This is a genomic window from Galbibacter marinus (genome assembly GCF_000300875.1).
Lineage (GTDB): Bacteria > Bacteroidota > Bacteroidia > Flavobacteriales > Flavobacteriaceae > Galbibacter > Galbibacter marinus.
On record NZ_AMSG01000012.1, the window covers coordinates 1 to 26611 of the forward strand.

A 26611-nucleotide genomic window follows, 5' to 3' on the forward strand; every position below is an offset into this window, starting at 1 on the left:
GACGAAGAACCAAATCGAACCGAAGTATCCAAACCTTGTCCCGTCCTAAAAAAACTTTACAGTTTTTACTGTTAATCGTATCTTCTAATTTACACCTTTTTATTATAATCCTTAATAAAGTTTACAATCTTTTTAATGAATGATTTGGGTCATGAGGTAAATGGCTCGTTTTCATTGATTTCTTATAATTCTTCCAACGTTTTTTTAGAGGTTCTTTCATATAATGAGCTACCTCAGGTGTGTGATAATCAATGCTTCCGTGAGGGCGCTTAGTGTTATATACATGTATATCTTTTGAAATTGCCTTATAAGCGTCTTTGTGATTTTTGTATATCTGATTTTTCTTAAACTCATTTTTAATAATACCATTAACTCGTTCTGCCATGCTATTATCACAGGGGTTACTATCCTCAGTCATACTTATAGCTATGTTTTCGTTTACTAGGAGTTCTACATATCTTCTAGAACAATATTGCACACCTCTATCCGAGTGATGAATAAGAAAGAAGCTAGTATGGTAACTTCGGTTTGCAATAGCCATCTTCAGAGCTGCGATTGGCCCATCAGCTTCCAAAGAAGTATCAAGCGAGTACCCCATTATTTTCTTTGAATAAGCATCCATAATAAGGCTTAAATAATTAAACCCTTGAAGAGTCTGAACGTAGGTAATATCACTTACCCAGAGCTGCTCACTGCCGGTAAGTATGATCTCCTTGATAAGATTAGGATACTTCTTTAGCCAGTGATGAGAATTAGTTGTGTAAACTTTTTTATGACGTCGTCGAACAAGTAATCCGTGGAACCGCAGTAAGTTAAAGAGCTGATCTCTTCCCATTTTGATGTTGTGATCTTGCATCTTTGGTGTAAGTAAATGTAATAATTTACGAGTACCGATAAAAGGCATATCTTCTCTTATTTCTTTTACTAGCACCAGTACAATTGAATGGATAAATGTAGTTGATTCACTTCGATGAAGCGATTGGTAATAAGCTTGTCGAGTTTTGCCAAACAGCCCACAGAGCCTCTCTAGACCCATCTGGGGATGCTCCTGCTTCAGTCTTTTAACTGTTTGGCACCAAACTTTTTTGAGATCTTAATTTTTAATTGCTCTTCACTAACTTCAATTAAGGTCTCTAGCCCTTTAACCTTAAGTTTTGCATTTTCTAGCTCTTTTGATAAGTATCGAACTTGCTGAGAGAGCTCACGGATTTTAGTTTTTTCATCCATATTCTCAATAGCATTATTGGCTATTTCCAAAGGTCTTAAGTTACGCAAAGAAAACTGAACAATCCATTTAGCAATGTTGTTTCTACTGATACCATACTTCCGAGCGGCGGCTCTATGCCCAATAAGCCCTAAGTTGATTTCCTGGACAATTTTTCTTTTTTCGTCTTCTGATAGACGGGCATAAGGTTTTCTCTCAGATATTGGTTTGTGTGATGCCGTTTTTTTCATAATAAGTAGCTTTTAAGTGTAAAGCTATTCTAGGACAAGACACCTTACTGCTTTTGCGCCATTGAAGGTAATGGTAGCAAAACTGACTGTATTCATAGTAATCATTGTGGACTTCTCTATATTCCTCCCATAGCAACTGTAAGGTAACACCAACCCTTTTGAGCTCTTTTTCAAAGTAAGGAAAAAGCTTTACTAAGGCTTCATGTCGAGGATTTTGCGTTTTCTTTCTGATATTAATCAGATCAATGAGTTCACTATCCGTCATACTAGAAATTCCAGAAATAGGAACTCCACTGTTCTTAAAACCAGCAATATACTGACCTGCGGATGTTCTTCCAATGCCAACAACCTGAGCTGATTTTCGGCCACTGAGACCTTGTTCAAAATATAATCGTAATAATTCGCGTACTTCTCTCATACCTATCGGATTGTTAGCCATTATCCTTGTTTTTAAAAGTTAATGGCATAAAGATGAGAAAAGTGTCCATTTTGCTACGGAATGACTGACCGCTTTGCCCCGGAATGGGCGTCCGCTTTAAAACGGAATGGGTGACCGCCTTCTAGCGGAATGGGTGTCCGTTTTCACCGGATTGTGCACAATGATTTTTGAACGTTGGTAAAAATACTAGTTTTGGTAATGGAGCGTCTGTCCGATAGGCAGGTGCGGAATGGACATAACGAGTCGTGTTGGGAACTAGAAGCTCTTATATTTGGGTGAATGTAGTTTTTTGCTGAATGAAAATTTCATACCAATAGGCGAAAAATTGCTTTTTGACTTCTTTACCCACAAACAAGATATCGTTATAAAATTTTTTTCTATTTCTAATAGGGTTTTTAGAACTGGTTTAATTAAAATTTATGTTAAACAAATGCCTCTAATAATTTAGAAATTTCTAATAATCGGATTTGATATTCGGATTCGGCACTTAAATATTTATTGTTGTAATAATTGATATGACTTGCATAATCATTAGAATCTTTAATGAGCTTTTCTGTTTGTCTTAAAAATTCTTGAGAACTCGTAAGTAATTTGTTGAATTCTGGGAGAAGAATGTGATCGCTATTATACCTTTGCATAATTCCTTCGAATAATGGCCCAACAATGTCCATTCTGAATTCCATCAATCCAGTTGAAATTTCTTCTGGGTCAACACCATCCTCTAATTTTTTTTTCCTTTCATCTGTTATTACAATTGTTCTTTCTTTGAAGTCATTAACAATTATAAAGTATGGATTTTCAAGCAATAAAGAATGATGCGCTGTGTGGGCTGTAAGAAGACCATTCCTAACATTGGAAACTTCATCTATTAAAGCATCAAGGGTGATGGCTATTTCAGAACTGTGCTTATATTTCTTATTGAGATGTATTTGATGCTTATCTGTTACTTCCTTTGTTGATTTATCATAGAAATCTGCAATTTTATATAAGTCTACATAAGCTTTCTTCCAATCACTCCCAGGTTTGAACTCTCTAAATGCTTTATAAATATTTTGTTTGTCTACATCTAAAATTAATTTAGGAAAGGTATTAGGATAGAAAGACATTCTATTCATCTCTGTTGGATGTTTAATTTCTTCATTTGAGTAATCAGTAGCTTTTTTTGATTGATTGATATTGCTTTTATATAACTTATCAATATAGACTTGTATAAAACCCAAGCTATCTTTTAATTCCTGTATTCTTGAAGCTTCTTTTTCTTCAATTTCTAATGTTTTTTGTCTACGCTGATAAATTAAGTCAAGTATTACAAATAATATTGCGATAAAAGATAATATAGACCCCAATAAACCACCATATGCAGATATAATATTATCTCTTTTAGAGAAATCAAAATTTAAGAATTCCCAATTTTGAGTTTCATTTGCAGCATCAAATGATAATATTATTAAAAAGGTAAAAATTATGAATATGAATCCAAGTGTTAGACCTAATACCCATCTGTATAATTTTCTACTCATAATAAATAAACTTTATATTAATTTGACTGTTTTGAGAGCTTCTTATTTAAATTATCAAAAATCAATATGCATTTAGTACGAATCAACATCCTTAATGATTTGATAAGCCGACGAATCTCTATAGTCTTCATTTTGAAGCATATCATCAAAAACATCCATAGCACCTTCTAATATTTCATTCGCTTTATTATATTCTCTCATTGCGTTATATGAATTGACAATTACTTGCAAGGGTTCATTTTTAAGCATTCTTTGTGTAATATCTGGTGAATAATGATTTTTATAACTACTCGCAAGGACAATACAATCTTCAGGATGATTATTCGAGGACTTCAATAGAAGCAAATAGAATGGATGCTCTCTATATTTTCCAACATTTGAATGAACATATTTATATAAAAAATCTTTAAGTTCAGAAAACAAATGAGGCTTTATGTGAAAAAATGCTTGATTATAAATTTCTCCTACTTCTTTGTCTTCGTTATCAAAAAATCTTTGGACTAGTGTTAATGCCTCTTCAATTTTTATTTCATGTTCAATGAATTCAAATGCAGTCCTTACAACAGTATTGGGTTTGTTGTATACTAAAAATTCTTCTATTAAAGATTCTGCACCCTCATAACTTCTACAATAAGCGATTGTAATTAATTTACCAATTTCCGTACTAGATTCTTCTACTTTAATTGCATTTTCAAAAAATGAAATTAATCTCTCAAAATTATGATTTATTAAATACTGTAATGGATTAATTGAAACTTTCAAAATATCTGGATGAAAATCATTAGATAGTTCTAAAAACAATTCCATTACTCGGTCTTTGCCATGCTGTAAAAGAGATTGCATTTTGTATATGGCTGCAGCTCTGGTCGATGGTTTAGAATTATCGACAAGAGTTTTTAGAGAATTGCAAATAAAATCAAAGTACTCTTCCGAAAAGGAGCAATCTATCAGAGCACTTGCAGCAGCACCACGCACTGAATTAATACCAGCCGCTAAACTATCTTTTAAATCATCTCTTCCTTCATCACCTGTTAAAATGTTATGTTCAAGAAACCTTAAAATACTATCATCAATCCTTTTATGCTCTGAAAAATATCTTGTTATCCAGATAAGGTATAAAGTGTTCTCTTTTTCAAATATTCTGCTCTCTATAGTTTTACAGAATAATTTTATTAAAACTTCATTTGAAACCTTACCTTCTACCAAGCCTTCTAAAGCTTTTACGATGTAAGTGTTAGAAATCTCTGAATCTTCAATTATTTCGTCGATAAAATCCAAAAAATGAGAAGGGTTTTGAGATACTATATCTGCAAATCTTCTTCCATGTTCATATTCTGAAGGCTGGCTCCACCTATCAAAGTTCTTATTATTTGAATTATACTTTTTAAAACTCTTCCTCCAATTTTCTAAAGTGAATTTATCATATCTCGCGTTTAAAGGGTCTCTATTAACATGTACAACTATCCCTTCTGGCTCTTTGTTTTCTATTTCTCCAAATTTACGCTTTAGTTCCTGATATTCCTTAAGCAGTTTTTTATCTACCGTTTTATTCGTTTTTACAACCGAGGTCAACAATTCAAATTTACCTACACCATAAAACTTGTTCTTTTTTATTGTACCATCTTCGTTTTTAAAAACTCTTAATTCGTGGGGCTTATAGAATTTAGATATGACTTCTTCATTTATATTCTTCTTTTGTTTACCATCGAGCATAGAATAGGTCTTACCAAAAATCTCTAATATCATAAAGTTGAGATATTGATTAAGACTGTAAACTTCATTAAACTTTTCAAGATTTGAAAAGAACAAATAGGATTGCTCTTTAAAATTTTTAGGGTACTTAAAAATAATACTAAATGCTATAATTATTTCTGTAATATAATTAGAGCCTAAATATTCACAAACTTCATTCTTTACGAATTCAGGATTGGTCTTATATTTATCCTCTAAATATTTCTGAAGTTTATCTATTTGGTCGTAATGCTTGTGGAGGTTTATGTTTTTTCTATCATACAAAAGATAAGCAGAATCTGATATAATTGTTCCTCTGCTCTCAAAACTGCGTTTGGTTATAATTTCTTTTATTATAGTCTTTACAAGTTGATAAGCAATATCTGGGTGCTTTTCCCAAAAGTCATCATAGACCTGACTAGCGTGATTTCTTGAGTAAAAAAAGTTCGTTTCATCATTGATATCCGTTCCTTTTTTAATGTCAAGATTAGTCAATATCTGATTCTTTACCCAATCAGGAAAATGTAGAATAGTGTTCTCAAGTACTCTATAATACCAATACTCCTTTTTATATTCTGGCTTACGCTTAAGAACATTTTCAATTAATTCAATAGCAAGGGTGTTTCTAACTTCACTTACACGCCATAAGTAATCAATTACCAACTCATCCTTGATAGTAGAGTCTTTTAAAGTTTTATAATATTCCAGCAAACTCTTTCCCTCATCAACATAAATAAAACGTCTAAAAACATCTACGATTTGCCTTTGACGTTCCAATATATCCGTTTCTAATTCTTCTCTAAAAATTTCATTATTTATAAAAAAATATAACCAACCCTCACCTAGATAAAGAGATAGAAAAGTATTCCTTAATTTTTGATTTGGTAAAATAACATTTTTTACTTTTTCCTTTTCTAAAGCCAAAGGCTGCTGTTGAAATGCTATTAGTTGAAGCACTAATAATTTGATATGAAATCTTATCTCATCATTTATAATTAGTTCTTGAATATCTTTAAAATACTGTTCTTCATCAACACTTCTTCTGTAATTAAGAATTTGTTTAATTTTTGAACGAATAAATAACCCTTGATGTCTTCTTAAAATATCATTGGTTAGGTTTTTGTTCTCGTTTGTAAAATTTCTTGCAAAAGAATAATCAAAAAAAGACTGATGAAAAAATTCAATTTTATTAGTTGTATTGATAATACCTTCTGTCCTCAAATAATTTATTTCGTTTGAATAGCTATCCTCAAATAATCTTTGGTCAACATTTATCTGTTGCACTTCGTACATTTTGGAGGCGAGTTCAAATACTAATTTTGAAACTTTGTTATAGTCAACTTTCAGTTTATTGAGACCTTTATTGTCAATAATTTTATGACTCCATAATACGGAATATAAATCTTGTAGACTTTTTATTTCATCTGTATGTAAGTCAGAAGTATATACTTTGAGAAATACATCTAAATGTAATGGTACTGCTAATAAGTTTATAAAAGCATCGGTAAACTGACTAATATTTTCAACACCAGATTGTTTCAATATATTCAGCAGTGTTTCTTTATTTAGTTGCTTTATAATAAAACTTCTCTTCCCTTTATAGTTTGAAATAATTGGGTCATAGTTCAAATCGTAAATTCGAGTTGAAATAATGATTTTTATTTTTGGATGACCAATAAACTTTTGAATTAGACTATCATAAAACTTTAGTGGTTTTAGGTCTGAAGACAATGCTTGAGAAAGTGCATCAATTTGGTCAATTAATAAAACACCTTGTTCTTCTGTATCAATCAATCGATTTAAAAAGTCTTTAAAACCAACTTCCAAGTCAAACTCGTCTTCTAACTCTTTTGAAGAATTAAACGTTAGCCTATCTGCTTTTAGTGAGACCACAGGTATTTTCGCTTTTTCCAATTTATCATATAATTGTGAAATTACCACGGATTTGCCCATGCCGGCATCTCCCGCGACTACAGCAATATTTGTTTCGTTCTCTTTGAGTTTTTTCTCAATCCATTTATAAATTTCACTTACTTCAGACCTTACAATCTTTAACTTTTCATTTTCACCAAAATGGGTTTTAATTCTTTTTATATCATAAGATATCTGTTTAGCCGTTGATTGAAGTTCTGAACTTGATAGTTTAAAATTTCTTTCCTTGCTTTTATCATTATCTTGATTACTCTCATTTGGTGATTCTGGCATTAATGATATCGTAGAAAAATATCTGTTAATGACATCAACATTTGACCTAACAATATGGTCTAAATCAACTGCATTTAGAGAGGTTACATTTAATTGATTTAATAAGTCTTCAATTTCTGGCTGAACCTCTACAAGCTCTATATCTTGAAGATTAGCTGAATTTAATTCTTTTTCAATCAGTGATTTAATATTTATATACTTCCATTGGTTCTTGAAATCAGCTAATAAAAGTTTAGTATCTTGAGTGAAATCTTTTGAAGCGACAATGTAATAGGTAAAAGTTTGTATATCATTAATCAATGAAGAAGATGATGACGTGCCTTTTTTAATTTCAGAAAGGTGATGTAAAAGCAGCTTTATGATTTCTGACAGAATAATTTTTTGCCCTATGTTTTTCCCATACTTTTTACATTGGATGACCCCATTTATTTTACCACCTAAAAAAAGCATTATGTCAGCTCCTTTTTCACCTACACCTGATGAAAGCACTACCTTATCATAAATGCCCTCGAAAAAGCCTTTTTTGAGCTGTTCATTAAAATAATGATATACCACCTCTTCAAACTCCCTATGAGTTAACGTGTTAAAATCTAGTGGTCTATTACTATAAACTTCTTGTCTCATTTGTTTTATTTATTAAAATCAATCATATCCTCATCAAGCCATCTATTAATTTCTGTTTTATCGATTTTAGTTTTATTACTTGAACATTCACCTGCTTTATGATAGAACAAGTTCTTGACTTCATTATGGCATCCCATATTTATAAAGCGATGTTTTATTAAATCCTTTATCTCTATAAGCGGTATACATTTCATTTCAATTTTTTTTGCAAAAGCAATTAGCTGAAAGTCATCGTAACCTAAATATTTTTTTGCCATTTCCCACTGCTCAATAGCATATTCAGAGACTAAAACTGTATAAATATCATTAGGTAATTCCGCATTTCTTGCACGCATAAATACCTCTGAAAATAAATAACAATTATTTTCAGAAACTAAAACTATTGTGCATTCTGGGTCAGCCTCGTGTTGCTTTTTAAAATCTGAAAATACACCTTGAGAAAACAGATTGGATTGCTCCCAATGTAACTTCTTCGAAGGTGACCTAAACTTAACACTATGCATTATTTTACCTAATCTAGTTTTTACTTTAATATCGTCTACAATTGTTTTATCAGACTTTAAAGCTTCAGGATATATAACATAATCTACTTCAAAAAAAGCATGAGATATTAGCAGTGCCAAATACCAGTTCTGATATGCTATACCTGATTGTGTTGAGCTACCTCCAGAATATGGCATTACTGAAAATGGTTTTTATATGTGTTCAGATTAATCAATAATAAAATATGACTTTATGTTAAACGAAAAAATTATTTAATGTGGTCAAGCTGATAAATTAAATACCAATAAAAAAACGCTTCTGGATTGGTCTTTTTTAACTTATTCAAACGAGTTTCAAAGGGCTGTTCTATTATCCAGTCTTCCACCTCCATAGGATTTGCAAAGTGTGCCACTTTAGTGGTGCCAGTTTGTAACATGGTTGCTATGTACGCTGCTTTTGCCGCTGGCACCATCGCGCGCTCAATATGAAAGTTTTCTGAAAAAATAAAATTTTTGATGTTTTGAATTCCTCTTTGAAGTTCATTGTAATTTCCTGTGCCGCTTTGCCCTCTTGTAGCCATGAGCAGTGCTGTTTGAAACACATCGTTTAGCACATCCTCCTTATTTAATTCCTTTAACTCTCTATAGGCTAACTCTGTTTGTGCAAATCGTGTAAACACCTCGGAAACTATTGTCATGTCCGTTACCATATCGAACAAATTACCAACATCGAATAACTGCTTTATAATCTCCACTTCTTTTTCTCTTCCATAAGGCACTCCTGTTGTGTTGGGTGCAAAAGCTGTTAACTTATCGCCCAATATCGCTTCGGGAACAGGCACTGTTACCGTTGCATTCTTCCCTTCTGATTTTATAAACGGCGATTTTATTTCAATGTCACTTGTGTGCTTTCCGTAGTGGCTTTCTTCATAAAGTACATCCAACAAAATATATTCTTGTTCTGCTCTGGCATTTGTAATCGGTGTGTAATAGAATTTATAATGTTCTTTTTCTATATTGGATTTTGATTTCCTTTCGTCAATTTTATATTCTATGAAATCTGAATTTTTTATAACCGCATCCAACATTGTTTTCATGTCTTTGGGTTTTTTCGAAATTATAATATCAATATCTATCGAAAATCGTTTCGGTTCTTTCAGTAAGAGCATCAACGCAGTACCTCCTTTAAAAATAAATTCTAACCCACTATTTTGAAGATGCTCCAATAAAGACAATGCACGGATTACCTTTTCAATGAGAATAGGGTCAGATTTATGTTGTTTAGCAACATCTGTTATCCATTTTTCTTTAAGTGAATCGTCGTGAGTCATATTTCAAAGATTTGGCAGTAAAAAGGCATTAATCCCATATCTATACTTCGTTATTTATAAAATCATTTATTTCGTCACGCTTATTTCTTCTACTTGCATAACGTAACATTTTAGTGTTATTCACATTGTATTTTTCAAATACTGCTTGGTATATCCTTTTTAATTCTGCTCCCTGTTGTGCTGCGAAAATTATTGGGTCACAATAAATATCTACCAGTAATTTCTCTATGGTTTGGGTGACTACTTTATTTACTTTTTGAGTAGGAGCTTCTGTTGTTAATCGTGTAATGATAATTGGTTCAGAAGCATTCATAACGTAATTATTAATTATGTCTTCTGACGGGTCTAAAAATACTTCTTTTCCTTGTTCTTTTAATGCGTAAAAAACTGATTCCATTACATCCTTTTCTACTTCCACTATGGTATAAAATCGAAATGGTTGATGTAACATAAACTCATTTAACCATTTTGTTGACCATATACAGATATCAATAAATGGAAATTGATTGTTAATTTTACCTGATAGGTATTTCAATGATTTATTAATTTCAGGAATATATTCTTTCCCTTCATTTTCTGATAAAGAGTATAATCCTCTGCTTACCCTGTGAAGTATGCCCTTGTTTACCAAATCGTAAATTCGCCAATCTACGGTAGCACGTTTAACGTCTTTGTCAAATTGTTGATAGTAGGCAATTAAATCGCTTACTTTGAAATTTTCTTTAATTGAAAATTCCTTAATAAAATCTTCTATATGTAGCGTTTCAGAAGTGATAGTTACTAAATTTTAAAAATCATACTTTTCAAAGATTCGGCAATATAATCAATTATTGCCGAATCTTTGTATTGATTAACTCAAAATATTGTAGTGTTTTATAAATCTTTCATAATTATACCCTTTAAAGGTTTAAGGTAATATAAAATATCCGTTTTATATCTTATTAGGTATAGCCATTATAATATCCTTCTATGTAGATTTATCCTTTATATTTCGGTAGATTTCAAGGAATTTATCCTTACCTATTAAAGCACCAATTGTAATGGATAGTGGTATTGACATTGGTTCGATAATTTTCTCAAAAAAGCCTCCTATAGATTCAACTTTTTCATTTGGCATTATCCAAAACAAAACCACCAGTACCAGCAAAAACATCAAAAGGTTCGTAAAATTCGTCGTTCGTTTCATGATTGTATTTTTAAATTGTTTTCTATTTTTTTCACTGCAAAGGATTCCAACTCTTCGCAAGAACGCATTTTTTGACCGTATCGTTTAAGACATGATTTTTCAATCTATGCCTTTTCATTCAATCTTAAAAGGACACCAATTTTTCCTTTATTATCAAGCAATGTATTCACTGCGTTTTTCTTAAAATAGGACAGTAAAATAGTGTTACTTAAAACAAAGTAAAAGCAATTATTTTTAAAAAGGTCCTTTAGGTGGTAATCGAAGATTTTGTAAATGTATAACGAATCAACACACCATGAAAAACGGTCACAAAAGAACATTACGAAGATATCTTTAATTAAAAATTTTATGACAAGATTATATTTCCGCGGACAGGTACGAACCATCAAGTTTTCTCCGAGCGTTGACAAATCTGTTTCCAAAGGTGGCGTTTTAAAAAGGCGAAGATTTAAAGTTGCTGGTTTTGAACGTTGGGCAATCTTTGGCTTTTTAAAATGATAGCCTAAATGGCGATTGAATGTCACGTACTGACATGATATTCTTTGAAGCTCGAACTTAATAATAAACAATTTCAAAGATTTGGCAGTAAATGACAATTACTGCCAAATCTTTGCTACATATAGAACTATTACGAATTCTAATTCGTAACCACATTTCGTATCAACATAAATAAGCGAGCGCAGCGCTGCAAGCCCCAACATCTGCCAAACAAACCTATAAAATGTTTTTGGGGTGTTATCATTAATTTTACCATTCTATCCTTTATCTATAAATTTTCTTTCTATAAATCTCGGCTTTGTAGGCTTTGGTTCAACAAACAATGATTCCAACATTTTTCTTGTTGGTATCAAATCACGTTTTTCAATCTCTCGCAGAATTGACACAATCGCATCCAATCTCTTATTGATTAAAATAGTCAAACTATGTACTCTATTTTCAAAAGGAACGAATGGATCGATTTGGTTCTTCTCGAAAAAGTCCAACATTGCTTCCATCGTTTCGGTATAATTTTCGTTGTGATTCGAGGCAAAATTCTTAAACCTTTCAACGGTTTCATCATGAAAATTAATTCTTGAAAAATTCTTGCTCATGGTACTGAATTTTAAAAATTAGGATAATGGGTTCTACTATTTATAAGGGTTCACGATGCTTTTATTAAATTTTATTGCAAAATAAATTTTAGTTATCTCATTAAAATTTTATATAATATATTGAATATCAAATATTTATACAGAAAAGAGAATCATTATAACATCGCGCAGCGTGTTATCCTCTTGCTATTCCCAACTTTTTAAAAATATCCAGTTTATTACATTCAATTCAATCAAAGAACTGACTTTAAAATAGTCACTAATAAATCGGGAATACTCTAAATAGTTGCCACAATTATATTCGGATTATTCGTTAAGTATTTCATTCAATTTCTGGATAAGCTGTTCATTTGTTAAATGAGAATACCTGTTCTTTTCGGCTTCTACAATTCTTTCGCGAAGAAAATTTAGCTCATTTTCCTCTTCAAATTTTCTTGCTTTTTTGTTGAGTCTTTTCTGTACAGCATCCATATCTGACTTTATCTTATGATCCATAACACGAGCATAAATTTGAGTTGTTGTGATTTTTGAATGCCCTAAAATTTTCGAAACAGTCTCAATAGGCATTCCATTACTCAATGCGATGGTTGTGGCAAAAGTGTGACGCGCCATATGAAAGGTTAGGTTCTTTTCTATTCCTACTTCTGTGGCAATTTCTTTAAGGTAAAGATTTGCTTTCTCATTGGTTATTGAAGGTAGGAGCGTTCCAGAAATTTGAGTGACTGGGTGTATTTCATATTTACTCAAAATATATTCTGCTGGAAATAATAATGGAATTTTAATTTTAGTATTTGTCTTTTGCCTTATGGTGGTTATCCATTTATTGCCTTCATCATCGCCAATCCAAACGTTTTTCTTTGTCAAGTTTTTAATATCGACAAATGCAATTCCCGTGTAACAACTAAAAACAAACAAATCACGAACACGATCCAAACGGTCTATAGCAAAATGATGGTTTGCCAGTTTTGAAAGTTCGCTGTCAGACAAAAACTCTCTATCTACTTTATCGAATGAAGATTTCCATCTACGGAAAGGGTCATCTTTTATCCATTCAAGGTTGTAAGCAAGCGTTACTATTTTCCGTAAACGTTGGATATGCTTTGTGACGGTATTGTGACTCATTGCCTTTGGATGACCTTTTGGATAGTACGCATTGAGGAAATTCTCAAAATCACATAAGAATTTATAATTCAAGTCTGAAAGGAACATATCATCAATTCGTTTTTTCTTTAAAAATCGATTGACATAAACTATGGTAACACCAAAATTTCTAATCGACCCAATTGCATGGGTATTCTCAATTTTTTTTGAATGATAAGTGATGAGTTCCTGAAGCGTATGACTATTTAAGCTTTCATTTAAAAAGAGATTTTTAATTGCTTTGCTCGTTACTTCTTCGCCATTGTCTCGAAGCTCTTGATAACATCTAAAAAGTTTGGACTTAGATAAATCCAAATAACGATTGAATTCTTTGGCCTTTTGTGAGCTACCACGAAATTTTTTGTTTTTCGTATCCCACAAATCAATTTCTAACTTTCTTTTGAGACTAATGCTCAATCGTTTTTGATCTACTATAACTCTGGCATAGATGAAACCTTCTCCTTTCGTTGCTTTCTTTTTGTCCATCCAAAACTGAATGGAAAATGTTTTTGATGTACGCATAACTTTGGTTTTAAATTAAACTTGATTTGTTACGAAAGTCAAAACAAGACATAATCAACCTAAAGTTGAATTCCTTAAAAGGTAGCTAAAGCTACCTTTTAGTACTTTGAGTTACCTGATAGCTACCATATAACATCAAATAAAATGAATCCCTTAAAATCACGAAACCACGCAAATCCTATGATTTGCGTGGTTTTGATACTTTTTGATAAAGCTTTTAGTGACCTCGGCAGGATTCAAACCTGCAACCTTCTGAGCCGTAATCAGATGCGCTATTCAGTTGCGCCACGAGGCCTTTATGTTCGCAATTAAGACATTACCTAAATGCGGGTGCAAATATAATATTTTTTATGATATATGTACCAATCTTTAATTAAAAAAAATGGAATTATAGTATGTACCACCTATCACCATTGTCAAACTTTCTGTATATCAGCACATTCAAAGCTAAGGCATCACGATTAAGAAGTCTGTTAGTGATGAGCTGAATTTACTACATTAAACTAGAAACCCATTATGCTTTTGGTGAAACATCTCAAGACTAAGCGATCCTGAAAATCATAGATCCCCTTTGGTATATTTTTATGACATACTGCGTATATTTGGGATACATCTAATATTACTGTCTTATGGAACTAATACTTCAACCATGGCCATGGTACGTTTCTGGTCCACTATTAGCCCTTGTTATGTACCTACTTGTTTATTTTGGTAAAACTTTTGGGGTTTCCTCCAATTTGCGAACACTATGTTCTATTGCAGGAGCAGGAAAATACACGGACTTCTTTGGTTTTGACTGGAAGTCACAACTTTGGAATTTAATGGTAGTAAGCGGCGCTATTTTAGGAGGTTATATCGCCTATTTCTACCTAAGTGATCATTCCCTGATTCAATTAAGCAACAACACGGTTGTTGCCCTTCAAGAATTTGGTTTTGACAACATCGGGGAAACCCTAGTTCCCATGGAGATATTCTCCATGGAGGCAGTATTTAGCCTTAAGGGACTTCTAATACTGATCCCTGGAGGTTTTTTAGTTGGTTTTGGAACCCGCTATGCTGGAGGTTGTACTTCGGGACACGCCATTACAGGTTTGAGCAACCTCCAACTCCCTTCACTCTTGGCTGTAGTTGGCTTTTTTATCGGAGGACTCATTATGACACATTTAATCTTACCTTTTTTATTCTAAAACAACAACCATGAAATATATCAAATACATACTAACAGGAATGCTACTAGGAATTGTCTTAGTAAAATCAGAGGCCATATCCTGGTATCGTATCTTCGAAATGTTCCGTTTTGAATCATTTCACATGTATGGAATTATTGGTAGCGCTGTTCTAACAGGTATTCTTTTAATCCAGTTATCGAAAAAGTATGGTGTAAAGACTTACAATGGCGCTCCAATAACTATAAAGCCGAAAGAAAGGTCCAAGTATCGCTATCTTATTGGAGGTAGTATTTTTGGGTTAGGCTGGGCCTTAACAGGCGCTTGTCCAGGTCCAATTTTCACTCTTATCGGTACCGGACTATTCTCCATGATTATTGTACTAATATCAGCTGTGGTTGGCACGTTTGTCTATGGGCTTTTAAAAAACAAGCTCCCTCATTAATAAGAGTCTTTATAATAGATCAATATACTATATTGTTAACTTTTAGAACATCGAAAAGTCACATGTTTTTGTACCTTTGAGCTGCGTCCTTAAAAAACGTATTAAGGAGCAATGCAAAAAGTGTAAAAAATGAAAGTTGAACAAATTTATACGGGCTGTCTAGCTCAAGGCGCCTATTACATAGAATCAAAAGGAGAAGTTGCCATAATTGATCCGCTGAGAGAAACAGAACCCTATATCACAAGGGCAAAAAAAACAGGAGCCAAAATTAAATATATTTTTGAAACCCACTTCCATGCTGACTTTGTCTCTGGACATATTGATCTAGCTAAAAAGACAGGAGCAACTATAGTCTACGGACCCAATGCAGCCACTAGTTACGACATATACCAAGCTAAAGACCAAGAAGAATTTACTCTAGGAGATGTAACAATCAAAGTAATACACACCCCTGGTCATACTTTAGAATCATGTTGTTATCTTCTAAAAGATGAACATGATAAAAACTATGCCCTTTTTACTGGGGACACCCTCTTTATAGGGGATGTTGGCCGGCCTGACCTTGCTATTAAACAAGATTTAACCAAGGAAGATTTAGCTGGGATGCTCTATGATTCGCTGCGAGATAAAATCATGCCTTTGGAAGATGATTTACTCATATATCCAGCTCATGGCGCAGGGTCTGCTTGTGGTAAGAACATGAGCAAGGATACGGTAGATACTTTGGGAAATCAGAAGAAGACCAATTATGCCCTTGATAAGAATACAACAAAGCAGGGCTTCATCGAGAAACTTTTAGAAGGAATCCTACCCCCACCTCAATATTTCTCAAAAAACGCCTTACTCAATAAACAAGGTTATGCTTCTTTTGACCAGGTATTAGAAAAGGGAAGTATACCGTTAGATCCAGCGTCTTTTGAAGCCCTGGCAAACCAACACTCGGCTGTAGTTCTAGATGTTCGATCTCCAGAAGAATATTTAAATCAACACGTTCCAAACTCCATTTTTATAGGTTTAAACGGATCTTTTGCTCCTTGGGTAGGCGCTTTGATTACAGATCTTAAACAACCCCTTTTGTTGGTGGTACCCCAGGGTAAAGCAGAAGAAACTGTTACCCGCTTATCAAGAGTTGGATATGACAACACCCTTGGTTATTTAGAAGGAGGATTAGAGGCATGGAAAATGGCTGGAAAAGAAACCCAGTCAATTGAATCTATCGATGCAGATACCTTTAAAGACAAATTCAAAACACAGGGCGATCAAATAAGTATTCTAGATGTGAGAAAGCCAGATGAATTCAGCGCTCAACATTTACTTTCTGCGACGAATTTCCCATTGGACTTTATAAATGAGAATATGAGTGATTTAGATAAACAAGCGCCCTATTATATTCACTGTGCTGGTGGGTATCGCTCCGCCATTGCAGCTTCCATACTAAGAGCTAGAGGCTTCTCCAAGCTAACTGATATAAAAGGCGGATTTGGCGCTCTAAAACAAACTGAACTTCCAATTTCTAATGAACCTTGAGCTGATTAAAATACTGTATAAAAAAATGCCGATGAAGATAAAAATAAATATGAGTAAAAAGGATAAGCTAATCCGAGTAATTATAGCCTTTGTAATTGCGATGTTATTTTTTTTTCAAATTATAAAAGGAATCCTAGGGGTAATACTTATGCTACTAGCTATAGCAATTTTGCTTACCTGTTTTTTTAGGGTCTGCCCATTGTATAAAGTATGCGGTATTTCCACTAATCAATCCAAAACCTAACTACACAATTTCTGCACTAAGACCAGCTTGCAGTAATTGATAACAACGTGTTTTTAGGAAATCATACTCTCCTGTTTTAACGGTACATTTACCCTTGTAATGTACAATAATAGAACACTGTTCAGCCTGCTCTAAGGTGTGTTCACATACTTTAATTAGTGTATCTATAACGTGATCAAAGGTGTTAACCTCATCATTATACAAGACGATTTCATGCTCCTTAACCACCTGTTCCTCTACAAGAACATCCTCTAATATCTTTTCTTTAGTACTCATCTTCAATATTTTATACTAATTTATGAATTTTACAGCAACCCAAAGATTCTTTTCCAGATTTTCAATAAACTTTAACGAAAATTCCTCACAACGTTCTTGGATCTTTGGAATATCATCTTTGTAAAATCCACTTAAGTATAACATCCCTTGCTCGTTTAAACAATTGGCATAAACTGGGATATCTTCCAATAAAATATTTCGATTAATATTGGCAATAATCACATCATAACGCTTTCCAGATAACAAAGAGGCATCTCCCTCGAAGACTTCGATATTATGACACTCATTACGCTCGACATTTTCAAGAGCGTTTAAATAGCACCAATTATCCACATCAATGGCATCCACAGAAACAGCCCCTTGTTTTTCTGCTAAAATGGCCAACACTCCTGTTCCCGAACCCATATCTAAAACTGTTTTACCCTTAAAATCATTTTTAAGAATAAACTGAATCATCATATGTGTAGTCTCATGATGACCCGTCCCAAAACTCATTTTTGGCTCAATAATGATATCGTATTTGGTATTTGGTACCTCGTGAAATGGTGCGCGAACCGTACAAATTTCATCCACGACAATTGGACGAAAATTACGTTCCCATTCTTGGTTCCAGTTTTGTTGTTTAATCTCTGTAAAGGAATTCGATATTTTAAAATCAGGGTTTTTTAAAATGACGATGTCCTTTAAGATTTCAGGGTTCCAGTCTTGTTTTTGTATATAAGCAATAACGCCTTGCTCCTGCTCTACAAAGCTTTCAAAGCCCGCATATCCCAGTTCCGCGATTAAAATCTCGGTCCCAGGAATTGCAGGTGTTACTTTGAAAGTATATTCTAAATAAATTTGTTCCATTAACTTCTTTAACTAGAACGCATTAACAATGGCTACAAAATCCTCAGCATTTAAGGAAGCTCCACCAATAAGCCCTCCGTCTACATCAGGCTTAGAAAAGATTTCAGTAGCGTTGGCTGGCTTTACACTTCCACCGTATAAAATAGAAACGCCATCAGCCAATGAAGCGTCATATTGACCAGCTACCGTTTTTCTGATAAACTCATGCATTTCTTGAGCTTGTTCTGGTGATGCCGTTTCTCCTGTACCTATTGCCCAGACTGGTTCATAAGCCAAAACGATTTGTTTCCACGCACTAGCTGGCAGGTGAAATAATCCACTCTTTAGCTGACTTGCAACCAAATCAAAATGCTTATCGCTTTTTCGGTCCTCTAATTCTTCCCCAAAACAGAAGATGACATTTAATCCAGCATCCACTGCTGCACTTACTTTTTGAGCCAAAAGCGCATCATCCTCACCAAAATAAGCTCTTCTCTCAGAATGTCCTAAAATCACAGTCTGAATCCCTATACTCTTAAGCATATCGGCAGATACCTCACCTGTATAGGCGCCACTTTTAGCCTGGTGCATATTTTGAGCTACCACCTCCACTGCTGTATCTTTTAAGGTTTCATAAGCGGGATATAGATTAACATACGTCGGCGCAATCTTTACCTTTACATCAGTATTGGTTAAGACCTTTCTAAGATCACTGATAAGAGCTTGAGTCTCAGCTAAATCATTATTCATTTTCCAATTCCCAGCAACTATTTTTTCTCTCATGCTATTTTTAAATTTAGTTCTATAATTAATATTTCGTTAGTGTTCTTCTTTTGCTAACAGGTTATTGACTTTAAATTATTTTGTTAGTTGTCAAACTCAAAATCTTCTAAATCGTTGAAATGCAATTTTTGAGTAATGGTTCCTTCTTTAAGTTCTAATACCCCAGGGTTTGACCTTACAATGGTCTTTACCGTGGTGAGGTCACAAAAATAAAAATCAAAATCCAAATCGTACTTATTTTTATATGGGGCAAGTTGGGTTGGACTAGAAGCACTTAATCCCACAACACGATATCCCTTTTGTTTTGCCTTAGCAACCAATTGTTGAATTTCCCTTAATCCTTCCTTATCCGCCTGCTCAATCACGCGGCTTACAATAAGCATTAATAAAGGTTCATCCAAAAGCTGCTCCGTATAATCTACACCTTCACGTTCCATAGTAAAATCGTGTATCGGAGGCAAGTAACCTTCCTGTACTAGGGACGTTTCCACATCGATAAATTCTCCATCAACAGTAGGATAATTACCATTAGTAACTATAATTTCTTCTTGACCATTTACCTTAAACTTCCATGCATAATCATATATAGCCACTGGAGCATCCTCAGGGATTTCCATGCCTTGCTCTATATTATTTCCAATTTTATAGGGACGAAAATCAACCACTGGTAAATGGTTGTACACATAGTAGGCATACCAGCAGCATAGCACCAAGGCTATCATAGTAACTATTGATGCAAATTTCAGGGCTTTTATATACTTCTTACCAAAGAACAAGATCACAATTAACACCAGCAATATCACATCTTTGGTAAAGGATTCCCACGGGGTTAATTTAATAGCATCCCCAAAGCAACCACAATCAGTGACCTTATTGAAATAAGCTGAATAAAACGTTAGAAAGGTAAAGAAAACGATCATTAGCAGAAGTGACCAAACTGTAAATTTTGGCTTGTACCCCCAAAGAAGCATTACCCCGAGTATGGTTTCAAAAATCACAAGAAGCACCGCAATATGCAAGGCAAATGGCATTAAAAATGCCAAGTCCAAAACCTCAGGACTAAAATACTCTTCCAGTTTAAAAGAGAACCCAACAGGATCGTTAAGTTTAATCAATCCACTGATTACAAATAGTAATCCCACAATGATTCTTGCTGCTGAAACAACTATTCTCATAATTATTCAATATCTAGGTTATTAACATAATCACCTTACCACTAAGGTACGTGATACTTTATGCGGCTTTTAGATGTATTAGAGCAAAGACTGCGTAATTTATCATGTCTTGATAATTTGCATCAACACCTTCGCTAACCAAAGTCTTCCCTTTATTATCCTCCATCTGTTTAACGCGCAATATCTTTTGAAGAATCAGATCAGTCAAAGAACTCACTCTCATATCTCTCCAAGCCTCTCCATAATCATGATTTTTATTCTCCATCAATTCTTTAGTCTGACACACTTTCAGGTCATAAAGCTCTAGAGCTTGACCAAGGTCAATATCTGAATCACTACCTACACCCTTCTCAAGCTGAATCAAAGCCATAATAGCGTAATTGACAATTCCAATAAATTCAGAAACCTCTCCTTCTTCTACTTTCTGTACTTCATTATCTTGAATCGAACGAATTCGCTGTGCTTTGATAAAAATTTGATCTGTAAAAGACGGCAAACGCAGTATACGCCATGCACTACCATAGTCTTTCATTTTTTTTTCAAACAAGTCCCGACAAAGTTCAATGACCTCATCATATTGTTTTGATGTATTATGCATAAGTTTACTCCTATTTTGCGTAAATTTCGCTTAAAATTTCCAATGGTCAAAGCCGAAGAGCTAATCTTTCAAAAGTTGATCGTTGTAAAAAAGTCACATAGCATAAAATTAAATACCACATTTAGATGACTATCAACTGTAAGGGCAGTCTAATTGACCTAACTATCCCAAGAGTAATGGGGATTTTGAACGTTACCCCCGACTCGTTTTACGACGGAGGTAAGTACACCAAAGAGACCTCCATTTTAAAGCGTGTAGAAACCATTTTAGACCAAGGAGCTACCTTTATTGATTTAGGGGCCTACAGCAGTCGCGCAGGAGCAAATCAAGTAAGTCAGCAAGAAGAAATTCAAAGAAGCGTCCCTATAACAAAACTGATTTTAAAGCATTTTCCAGATGCCTTAATTTCAGTGGACACCTTTAGATCTGAAGTCGCTAGGCAAAATATCGAAAGCGGTGCAAGCCTCATTAACGACATCTCTGGTGGTTTATTAGACCCACAGATGCTTCCTACGGTTGGAAAACTTCAAGTCCCCTATATCTTAATGCACATGAAGGGTGACCCAAAGACCATGCAACAGAACACCCAATACAACAATTTAATCAAAGACCTGCTGTATTATTTTTCTGAGCGTATTGCAGAGGCACGCTCACATAAGATAAACGACATTATAGTAGACCCAGGATTTGGCTTTGCTAAATCGTTAGATCAAAATTATGAACTCATGGCCAAGCTGGACCTTCTACATATTTTAAAACTTCCTTTGTTTGTAGGTATAAGTAGAAAATCAATGATCTACAATTTACTTGGGACGGATCCCAAAGAGGCCTTAAATGGCACAACGAGTTTAAATACTTTAGCTTTAGATAAAGGCGCTCATATTCTAAGGGTCCATGATGTCAAACCAGCCATAGAATGTGTCAAAATCCATCAGATGATTAAAACTAACAACACAGAGATTTAAAAACAATAATTTGGTTACAAATTCACGCCATAAGTTAATTATCCTGTACCAATAATATTTTTTTTAAATTTACCTAAAAACCGAGCAATTTGGAACTATTTGATTTTGTAGAGATAAAGGTGGTAGACATCATCGACATTTTTTTAGTCGCATTTCTATTTTATTACGTCTATAAATTAGTCAAGGGTACAGTAGCCATCAATATCCTTATGGGAATTGTAGTGATTTACATCATTTACTGGCTAACAGAGGCCTTAAACATGCGTATTTTAAGTAACATTCTCGGCAATTTCATCGGCGCTGGATTTTTCGCCCTATTAGTAGTCTTCCAACAGGAAATACGCAAATTTCTACTTATGGTTGGTTCCACCAATTTCAGAGGGAAAAATGGTTTGCTAAAACACTTTAGTTTTATGCGACAAGATACCACAACGGTGGAGACCAATGTAGATGCGATTATTTCTGCTTGTGAAAAAATGAGCATGAGCCGCACCGGGGCACTTATAGTTATTGAAAGAAACAACTCCCTTGAATTCGTAAAACATACTGGTGACTATATGGATATAGAGGTCAATCAACCCATTTTAGAAAGTATCTTTTATAAAAACAGTACGCTTCACGATGGCGCTATAATAATCGAAGGCAATAGAATTGTAGCCACTCGAGCCATTTTACCCGTTTCAAACGAACGTAACATTCCACTACGTTTTGGACTAAGACATCGTGCCGCCATTGGTGTTACAGAAAAAACAGATGCTGTTTCCATTGTGGTTAGTGAAGAAAATGGCCAGATTTCATATATGAAAAATGGAGAGTTCGTCTTATTTGAGACCTTGGAGAATTTAAAAAATCAAATCCTCGAAGACCTTTCCTAAAAAGATGGATGAGTAAGAGTTCATTGTGATACTGTGAAATAAACTGCTTTTCTATTATTTTTTAAACAGCCTCTTCAGCTAAAAATTGTACCTCGTACAAGTTCTTATAATAACCGTCTTGTTTTTTAAGTAGCTCTTTGTGGGTCCCAGATTCTACGATTTTCCCACCATCCATAACGATGATCTTATCCGCCTTTTTAACCGTAGTTAGTCGATGCGCGATAACAATCGAAGTTCTTCCTTTGGTTATTTTATCTGTGGCTGTTTGAATTAAACGCTCCGAATATCCATCCACAGAAGAGGTAGCCTCATCTAACACTAGTATACTTGGATTACTCACATAAGCCCTCAAAAAGGCAATTAACTGGCGCTGTCCACTAGATAACATGCTGCCTCGCTCCTTCACATTATAATGATATCCACCAGGAAGGCTATCGATAAACTTATGAATCCCAATTTCCTTAGCCGCCTGAATGACATCAGCCTCCTTAATTTCAGGATCCATCAGGGTGATATTATTAAGAATAGTATCGGCAAATAAGAACACATCCTGAAGGACCACCGCAATCTGAGATCGCAAGGATTCTACCGTATAATCTTTGATATCTACCCCATCAATAGTAATGCTCCCTTGGTTAATATCATAAAATCGATTTAATAAGTTTATGATCGTTGACTTACCAGCCCCCGTCGCCCCGACAATAGCAATAGTCTGCCCTGGATTGACCTTTAAAGAAATCCCGTGCAGCACTTCTTCATCCTTCACATAACCAAAGCGAACTCCATTCATTACAATCTCTCCTTTGAAGGTATCTGCCTTAAGAACCCCTTCGTTTTGCACCTTACTTTTGGTATCGAGTACATCAAAGACCCTGTTGGAGGCTACCATACCCATCTGTAGGGTATTAAATTTATCAGCAATCTGTCTAAGTGGTCTAAAGATCATACTCGAGAGCATAATGAACATAAAGATGTTCCCTAAATCATCCGCACCTCCGACAACAGATCGCAATCCACCATACCAAACTATAAGACCCGTAGTTACCGCTGACATCAATTCGACCACTGCAATAAATATAGAGTTATACCAGACTGTATTAATCCAAGCCTTTTTGTGCCGTGAATTAATTTCTTCAAAGCGCTCATACTCCCCTTTTTCACGTACAAATAATTGTACGATCTTCATTCCCGTTAATCGTTCTTGAACATAGGAATTTAAGTTAGAAACCTCTTTACGGACCTCCACAAAAGCTTTCTTCATAGCTTTTTGAAAAAGTCTTGTCGCATACAACATAAGGGGAAGAATACCGAATACGATCAATGATAATTGCCAATCAAAATATATCATCACACTAGCTACCACAATCATCTTAAGCACATCACTGACAATCATAAACAAACCATCACTAAAGATAGCGGCGATTCGTTCAATATCACTAACGGCACGGGTGACCAATACTCCTACAGAAGAATTATTAAAATATTCCATTCGAAAGCGCATCATATGCTTAAATAACTTCTCTCGGATATCTTTGATTACTGATTGTCCTAGCCAGTTGGCGTAATAGATAAATGAAAGCTGACTTATCACCTCAAGGATCAGTGCCGCTACCATGTAGATCACAAAAAGCAACAAGCCATTGGCATCCTTAGTGAGCACATAATCATCTACGGTATATTTTAAGAGAATAGGACGTACAGATGAGAATACAGAAAGCATGATCGCAGCAAACCCTACAGCGAAAAATATTAAGCGGTAAGGCCTGGCATATTGCATTAACCGCCGGAATAATCTAAAATCGAATTTCTGTTTACTTTTATCTGAACTCATTAATTTTTATAAAAAAACATTCTTTGGGTATTGAACTTCCGTCAAATAAAGTCCTTGAGCTGGAACAGAAACTCCTGCCTGCCTCCTATCTTTACTCGCTAAAACTTCTTTAAATTGAGCAATACTACATCGATCTAAGCCCACTTCTAACAAGGTCCCGACTACGGCTCTGACCATATTTCTAAGAAATCTGTCGGCAGTAATATTGAAAACTAACAAAGAGCCTTCTTCTTGCCAATAAGCCTTTTGAACATCACAAATATAGGTTTTTACATCGGTGTTTGATTTGGAAAAACATTGAAAATCTTCCGTCTCAAGTAAAATTTCAGCAGCCTTATTCATCGCAGCAATATCCAGGTCTGCCCTTAAATAATACGCATAATCAAATAAGAACGGATCTTTAAAAGAGGTCACCCAATAGGCATAACTGCGTCTTACGGCATCAAAACGCGCATGCGCGTGGTCATTCACAGGGTAAATATCTTTAATAGCAATATCTTTTGGCAAAAAGCTGTTGAGTTGATACACCAATGCTTTAGTGTCAATAGCTTCACTTATATCGAAATGCGCATACATCAGACGTGCGTGAACGCCTGCATCCGTACGACCAGCCCCAAGAATACTTATATTTTCTCTTAACAGAGTGGACAGAGCCTTTTCAATGGTCTGCTGCACGGTGACGGCATTGGGTTGGGTTTGCCAACCATGGTAATGCTTACCATTATATGAAAGCGCAATAAAATATCTCAATTAAAACCCTATTTTTGTAACAGAAAACAAAGATACCAATTATTTGAAGAGCACAATTAGCAGCAATTGTTTTAACAAAACAAAAACTTTAAAGATTTCATAAGTGCTTTTAGGTCAAATGCCAAACTTTTATATGCAAAAGATTTTATTACTATCAGACACTCATGGACACATCGACGATAAGATCTTAAAGTATGTAAAACAGGCGGATCAGGTGTGGCACGCTGGTGATATTGGCAGTCTTGAGGTTACCGATGCTATAAAAGCTATTAAACCACTGAAAGCCGTTTACGGCAATATCGATAATTCGACCATACGAACAGAATTCCCAGAGGAAGTTCGATTTACATGTGAAGGTGTGGATGTTTGGATGATCCACATTGGTGGTTACCCAAACCGTTACACCCCAAATATTCGCGAAAGAATCAAATCGAATCCCCCCAAACTCTTTATATGTGGGCATTCCCATATTTTAAAAGTACAATGGGATAAGAAGCTCAATCTACTGCATATGAATCCAGGGGCTGTCGGTCAATACGGAATTCATAAAATCCGCACCATGCTACGATTTGTAATCGATAATACGGAGGTCAAATCTTTAGAAATTATCGAGCTAGATAAAAGAAATTAAATAACCGCTATATAAGCACATAAAATTGTTAAACAAAAAAATCAATAAATGAAAAAAACAGTACAATTCTTCATCATCAGTTTACTTGTTCTCGGCAGCTTTTCTGGGTGTACAAGTATGCAAACAGGCACAAATTCCAACGCCGTTTTGGGGGCGGTTAAAGGTGTATTAACCAATGGAACTTCAAAGGCATTTAACATTTTCTCAGATTCCAATGCCTTTATGACCAATGCTCTAATTGAAGCCGCATTACCTAAAGAAATAAAAGAGATAAATGCCAAGTTGGAGTCTTTGGGGTTATCACATATTGTAGAGAAAGAAAAACAATACATTAGTCAAATCGCAAATGCCTCTATTACAACAGCGCGCCCAATTGTCAAACAAGCTATTGAGCAAATGACCCTTTCAGATGCTGTAGGGATAGTTTCCGGAGGCAATGGAGCAGCCACCAACTATCTAAGAACAACCACTGAGACTAAACTACAAACTGCCATAAGCCCTCTTGTTCATACCCAAACAGAAAAACTAGGGGTAAACACCCTTTTAAATAACGCACTTGGTGGACAAAATGGAACCCTCAACGCTATACTGGGCACAGTATTAGGCACTGGAAGCAATCAAAACACTACAGAACTATTAAACGATGCAATAACCCAACAACTTATTGAAGGGCTCTTTAACATCGTAGAAGATGTAGAAAATGATACAAGAGCAAATCCGAGTAATTTACTGAATTCCGTTTTGGGAACAACTACCAAAAATCAATAGTTAGAATATTAAAAAGTAATCGG

General features: G+C 34.6%; 27 protein-coding genes and 1 tRNA gene. 9 read left to right on the top strand and 19 right to left on the bottom strand.

All coding sequences use genetic code 11. The annotated features are described in order from the left end of the window. Positions 1–121: 121 nt before the first annotated feature. The 9 genes from I215_RS09490 to I215_RS16180 form a co-directional block, all read right to left on the bottom strand. Positions 122–1036 (bottom strand): IS3 family transposase, encoded by a 915-nt coding sequence (locus I215_RS09490; RefSeq protein WP_008991746.1) that lies wholly within the window; start codon positions 1034–1036, stop codon positions 122–124. A gap of 17 nt (positions 1037–1053) precedes the next feature. Further along, positions 1054–1455, bottom strand: a complete 402-nt coding sequence (locus tag I215_RS09495) for a hypothetical protein (protein WP_008991747.1) — start codon at positions 1453–1455, stop codon at positions 1054–1056. After that, complete coding sequence (locus I215_RS09500) at positions 1421–1894, bottom strand: hypothetical protein (protein ID WP_008991748.1); 474 nt, start codon at positions 1892–1894, stop codon at positions 1421–1423. The genes I215_RS09495 and I215_RS09500 overlap by 35 nt, the downstream gene beginning before the upstream one ends. A 422-nt stretch (positions 1895–2316) precedes the next feature. Continuing rightward, on the bottom strand, positions 2317–3414 hold the full coding sequence (locus I215_RS09505) for a hypothetical protein (protein WP_008991749.1): 1098 nt from the start codon (positions 3412–3414) through the stop codon (positions 2317–2319). Between the two features lie 72 nt (positions 3415–3486). After that, positions 3487–7974 carry an ATP-binding protein gene (locus tag I215_RS09510; RefSeq protein WP_008991750.1) on the bottom strand — a complete coding sequence of 1496 codons (4488 nt, stop codon included), beginning with the start codon at positions 7972–7974 and terminating at the stop codon, positions 3487–3489. A 5-nt stretch (positions 7975–7979) separates the two neighbouring features. Further along, a complete protein-coding gene (locus tag I215_RS09515) occupies positions 7980–8654 on the bottom strand; it encodes a hypothetical protein (protein ID WP_008991751.1) in 675 nt (224 codons plus the stop codon). A gap of 71 nt (positions 8655–8725) precedes the next feature. Further along, positions 8726–9787, bottom strand: a complete 1062-nt coding sequence (locus I215_RS09520; protein WP_008991752.1) for a nucleotidyl transferase AbiEii/AbiGii toxin family protein — start codon at positions 9785–9787, stop codon at positions 8726–8728. 40 nt (positions 9788–9827) lie between these two features. Beyond that, positions 9828–10562, bottom strand: coding sequence for a DUF6577 family protein (locus tag I215_RS09525; protein WP_040460184.1), 735 nt, complete (start codon positions 10560–10562; stop codon positions 9828–9830). Between the two features lie 192 nt (positions 10563–10754). After that, entirely contained in the window at positions 10755–10973 is a 219-nt protein-coding gene (locus tag I215_RS16180) for a hypothetical protein (RefSeq protein WP_008991754.1), read from the bottom strand. A 348-nt stretch (positions 10974–11321) separates the two neighbouring features. Between I215_RS16180 and I215_RS16185 the strand changes: the two genes are divergently transcribed. Further along, on the top strand, positions 11322–11471 hold the full coding sequence (locus tag I215_RS16185; RefSeq protein WP_156800254.1) for a hypothetical protein: 150 nt from the start codon (positions 11322–11324) through the stop codon (positions 11469–11471). A gap of 257 nt (positions 11472–11728) precedes the next feature. On the opposite strand, the gene I215_RS09535 is transcribed toward I215_RS16185, so the two are convergent. The 3 genes from I215_RS09535 to I215_RS09545 all read right to left on the bottom strand — a co-directional run bounded on the left by I215_RS09535 (position 11729) and on the right by I215_RS09545 (position 14021). Next, positions 11729–12064: a BfmA/BtgA family mobilization protein gene (locus I215_RS09535; protein WP_008991756.1), complete on the bottom strand. Its 336-nt coding sequence runs from the start codon at positions 12062–12064 to the stop codon at positions 11729–11731. A gap of 306 nt (positions 12065–12370) precedes the next feature. Continuing rightward, on the bottom strand, positions 12371–13726 hold the full coding sequence (locus I215_RS09540) for a site-specific integrase (RefSeq protein WP_008991757.1): 1356 nt from the start codon (positions 13724–13726) through the stop codon (positions 12371–12373). A 221-nt stretch (positions 13727–13947) separates the two neighbouring features. Beyond that, positions 13948–14021: transfer RNA gene (locus I215_RS09545), tRNA-Arg, on the bottom strand. Positions 14022–14355: 334 nt separating this feature from the next. Between I215_RS09545 and I215_RS09550 the strand changes: the two genes are divergently transcribed. The 4 genes from I215_RS09550 (at position 14356) to I215_RS09565 (ending at position 17108) form a co-directional block, all read left to right on the top strand. After that, positions 14356–14913, top strand: coding sequence for a YeeE/YedE family protein (locus tag I215_RS09550; protein ID WP_008991758.1), 558 nt, complete (start codon positions 14356–14358; stop codon positions 14911–14913). A gap of 10 nt (positions 14914–14923) precedes the next feature. Further along, positions 14924–15337, top strand: a complete 414-nt coding sequence (locus I215_RS09555; protein ID WP_008991759.1) for a DUF6691 family protein — start codon at positions 14924–14926, stop codon at positions 15335–15337. 129 nt (positions 15338–15466) lie between these two features. Beyond that, positions 15467–16864, top strand: a complete 1398-nt coding sequence (locus I215_RS09560) for an MBL fold metallo-hydrolase (RefSeq protein WP_008991760.1) — start codon at positions 15467–15469, stop codon at positions 16862–16864. Positions 16865–16913: 49 nt separating this feature from the next. Further along, the gene (locus tag I215_RS09565) at positions 16914–17108 is read left to right on the top strand and encodes a YgaP family membrane protein (RefSeq protein WP_262486286.1); all 195 of its coding nucleotides are present in this window, start codon (positions 16914–16916) and stop codon (positions 17106–17108) included. Here I215_RS09565 and I215_RS09570 read toward each other — a convergent pair whose 3' ends face one another. From I215_RS09570 to I215_RS09590, 5 genes are all read right to left on the bottom strand, one after another. Then, positions 17109–17384 carry an ATP-dependent Clp protease adaptor ClpS gene (locus I215_RS09570; protein ID WP_008991762.1) on the bottom strand — a complete coding sequence of 92 codons (276 nt, stop codon included), beginning with the start codon at positions 17382–17384 and terminating at the stop codon, positions 17109–17111. Between the two features lie 15 nt (positions 17385–17399). Beyond that, the gene (prmA, locus tag I215_RS09575; RefSeq protein ID WP_008991763.1) at positions 17400–18233 is read right to left on the bottom strand and encodes a 50S ribosomal protein L11 methyltransferase; all 834 of its coding nucleotides are present in this window, start codon (positions 18231–18233) and stop codon (positions 17400–17402) included. A 12-nt stretch (positions 18234–18245) separates the two neighbouring features. Then, positions 18246–18995, bottom strand: coding sequence for a triose-phosphate isomerase (gene tpiA / locus I215_RS09580; protein ID WP_008991764.1), 750 nt, complete (start codon positions 18993–18995; stop codon positions 18246–18248). Positions 18996–19078: 83 nt separating this feature from the next. Next, positions 19079–20170: a BT_3928 family protein gene (locus I215_RS09585; RefSeq protein WP_008991765.1), complete on the bottom strand. Its 1092-nt coding sequence runs from the start codon at positions 20168–20170 to the stop codon at positions 19079–19081. A 58-nt stretch (positions 20171–20228) separates the two neighbouring features. Beyond that, positions 20229–20768: a DUF1599 domain-containing protein gene (locus I215_RS09590; protein WP_008991766.1), complete on the bottom strand. Its 540-nt coding sequence runs from the start codon at positions 20766–20768 to the stop codon at positions 20229–20231. Positions 20769–20893: 125 nt separating this feature from the next. Between I215_RS09590 and folP the strand changes: the two genes are divergently transcribed. Both folP and cdaA read left to right on the top strand, forming a co-directional pair. Next, positions 20894–21733 (top strand): dihydropteroate synthase, encoded by an 840-nt coding sequence (folP, locus tag I215_RS09595; protein WP_040460192.1) that lies wholly within the window; start codon positions 20894–20896, stop codon positions 21731–21733. Between the two features lie 89 nt (positions 21734–21822). Continuing rightward, the gene (gene cdaA, locus I215_RS09600; protein WP_008991768.1) at positions 21823–22608 is read left to right on the top strand and encodes a diadenylate cyclase CdaA; all 786 of its coding nucleotides are present in this window, start codon (positions 21823–21825) and stop codon (positions 22606–22608) included. A 61-nt stretch (positions 22609–22669) separates the two neighbouring features. On the opposite strand, the gene I215_RS09605 is transcribed toward cdaA, so the two are convergent. Both I215_RS09605 and truA read right to left on the bottom strand, forming a co-directional pair. After that, positions 22670–24439: an ABC transporter ATP-binding protein gene (locus I215_RS09605; protein WP_040460194.1), complete on the bottom strand. Its 1770-nt coding sequence runs from the start codon at positions 24437–24439 to the stop codon at positions 22670–22672. Positions 24440–24445: 6 nt separating this feature from the next. Beyond that, on the bottom strand, positions 24446–25189 hold the full coding sequence (gene truA, locus I215_RS09610) for a tRNA pseudouridine(38-40) synthase TruA (protein WP_008991770.1): 744 nt from the start codon (positions 25187–25189) through the stop codon (positions 24446–24448). A 133-nt stretch (positions 25190–25322) separates the two neighbouring features. Between truA and I215_RS09615 the strand changes: the two genes are divergently transcribed. Beyond that, positions 25323–25820, top strand: a complete 498-nt coding sequence (locus I215_RS09615) for a metallophosphoesterase family protein (protein WP_008991771.1) — start codon at positions 25323–25325, stop codon at positions 25818–25820. Between the two features lie 48 nt (positions 25821–25868). After that, a complete protein-coding gene (locus I215_RS09620; RefSeq protein ID WP_008991772.1) occupies positions 25869–26588 on the top strand; it encodes a DUF4197 family protein in 720 nt (239 codons plus the stop codon). The last annotated feature ends 23 nt before the right edge of the window (positions 26589–26611 follow it).

Excerpts from the sequence above, each read along its gene's own strand:
- I215_RS09490 (WP_008991746.1), bottom strand. The coding sequence starts at position 1,036 with ATGGGTCTAGAGAGGCTCTGTGGGCTGTTTGGCAAAACTCGACAAGCT.
- I215_RS09495 (WP_008991747.1), bottom strand. The coding sequence starts at position 1,455 with ATGAAAAAAACGGCATCACACAAACCAATATCTGAGAGAAAACCTTAT.
- I215_RS09500 (WP_008991748.1), bottom strand. The coding sequence starts at position 1,894 with ATGGCTAACAATCCGATAGGTATGAGAGAAGTACGCGAATTATTACGA.
- I215_RS09505 (WP_008991749.1), bottom strand. The coding sequence starts at position 3,414 with ATGAGTAGAAAATTATACAGATGGGTATTAGGTCTAACACTTGGATTC.
- I215_RS09510 (WP_008991750.1), bottom strand. The coding sequence starts at position 7,974 with ATGAGACAAGAAGTTTATAGTAATAGACCACTAGATTTTAACACGTTA.
- I215_RS09515 (WP_008991751.1), bottom strand. The coding sequence starts at position 8,654 with ATGCCATATTCTGGAGGTAGCTCAACACAATCAGGTATAGCATATCAG.
- I215_RS09520 (WP_008991752.1), bottom strand. The coding sequence starts at position 9,787 with ATGACTCACGACGATTCACTTAAAGAAAAATGGATAACAGATGTTGCT.
- I215_RS16180 (WP_008991754.1), bottom strand. The coding sequence starts at position 10,973 with ATGAAACGAACGACGAATTTTACGAACCTTTTGATGTTTTTGCTGGTA.
- I215_RS16185 (WP_156800254.1), top strand. The coding sequence starts at position 11,322 with ATGACAAGATTATATTTCCGCGGACAGGTACGAACCATCAAGTTTTCT.
- I215_RS09535 (WP_008991756.1), bottom strand. The coding sequence starts at position 12,064 with ATGAGCAAGAATTTTTCAAGAATTAATTTTCATGATGAAACCGTTGAA.
- I215_RS09540 (WP_008991757.1), bottom strand. The coding sequence starts at position 13,726 with ATGCGTACATCAAAAACATTTTCCATTCAGTTTTGGATGGACAAAAAG.
- I215_RS09550 (WP_008991758.1), top strand. The coding sequence starts at position 14,356 with ATGGAACTAATACTTCAACCATGGCCATGGTACGTTTCTGGTCCACTA.
- I215_RS09555 (WP_008991759.1), top strand. The coding sequence starts at position 14,924 with ATGAAATATATCAAATACATACTAACAGGAATGCTACTAGGAATTGTC.
- I215_RS09560 (WP_008991760.1), top strand. The coding sequence starts at position 15,467 with ATGAAAGTTGAACAAATTTATACGGGCTGTCTAGCTCAAGGCGCCTAT.
- I215_RS09565 (WP_262486286.1), top strand. The coding sequence starts at position 16,914 with ATGAGTAAAAAGGATAAGCTAATCCGAGTAATTATAGCCTTTGTAATT.
- I215_RS09570 (WP_008991762.1), bottom strand. The coding sequence starts at position 17,384 with ATGAGTACTAAAGAAAAGATATTAGAGGATGTTCTTGTAGAGGAACAG.
- prmA (WP_008991763.1), bottom strand. The coding sequence starts at position 18,233 with ATGGAACAAATTTATTTAGAATATACTTTCAAAGTAACACCTGCAATT.
- tpiA (WP_008991764.1), bottom strand. The coding sequence starts at position 18,995 with ATGAGAGAAAAAATAGTTGCTGGGAATTGGAAAATGAATAATGATTTA.
- I215_RS09585 (WP_008991765.1), bottom strand. The coding sequence starts at position 20,170 with ATGAGAATAGTTGTTTCAGCAGCAAGAATCATTGTGGGATTACTATTT.
- I215_RS09590 (WP_008991766.1), bottom strand. The coding sequence starts at position 20,768 with ATGCATAATACATCAAAACAATATGATGAGGTCATTGAACTTTGTCGG.
- folP (WP_040460192.1), top strand. The coding sequence starts at position 20,894 with ATGACTATCAACTGTAAGGGCAGTCTAATTGACCTAACTATCCCAAGA.
- I215_RS09605 (WP_040460194.1), bottom strand. The coding sequence starts at position 24,439 with ATGAGTTCAGATAAAAGTAAACAGAAATTCGATTTTAGATTATTCCGG.
- I215_RS09615 (WP_008991771.1), top strand. The coding sequence starts at position 25,323 with ATGCAAAAGATTTTATTACTATCAGACACTCATGGACACATCGACGAT.
- I215_RS09620 (WP_008991772.1), top strand. The coding sequence starts at position 25,869 with ATGAAAAAAACAGTACAATTCTTCATCATCAGTTTACTTGTTCTCGGC.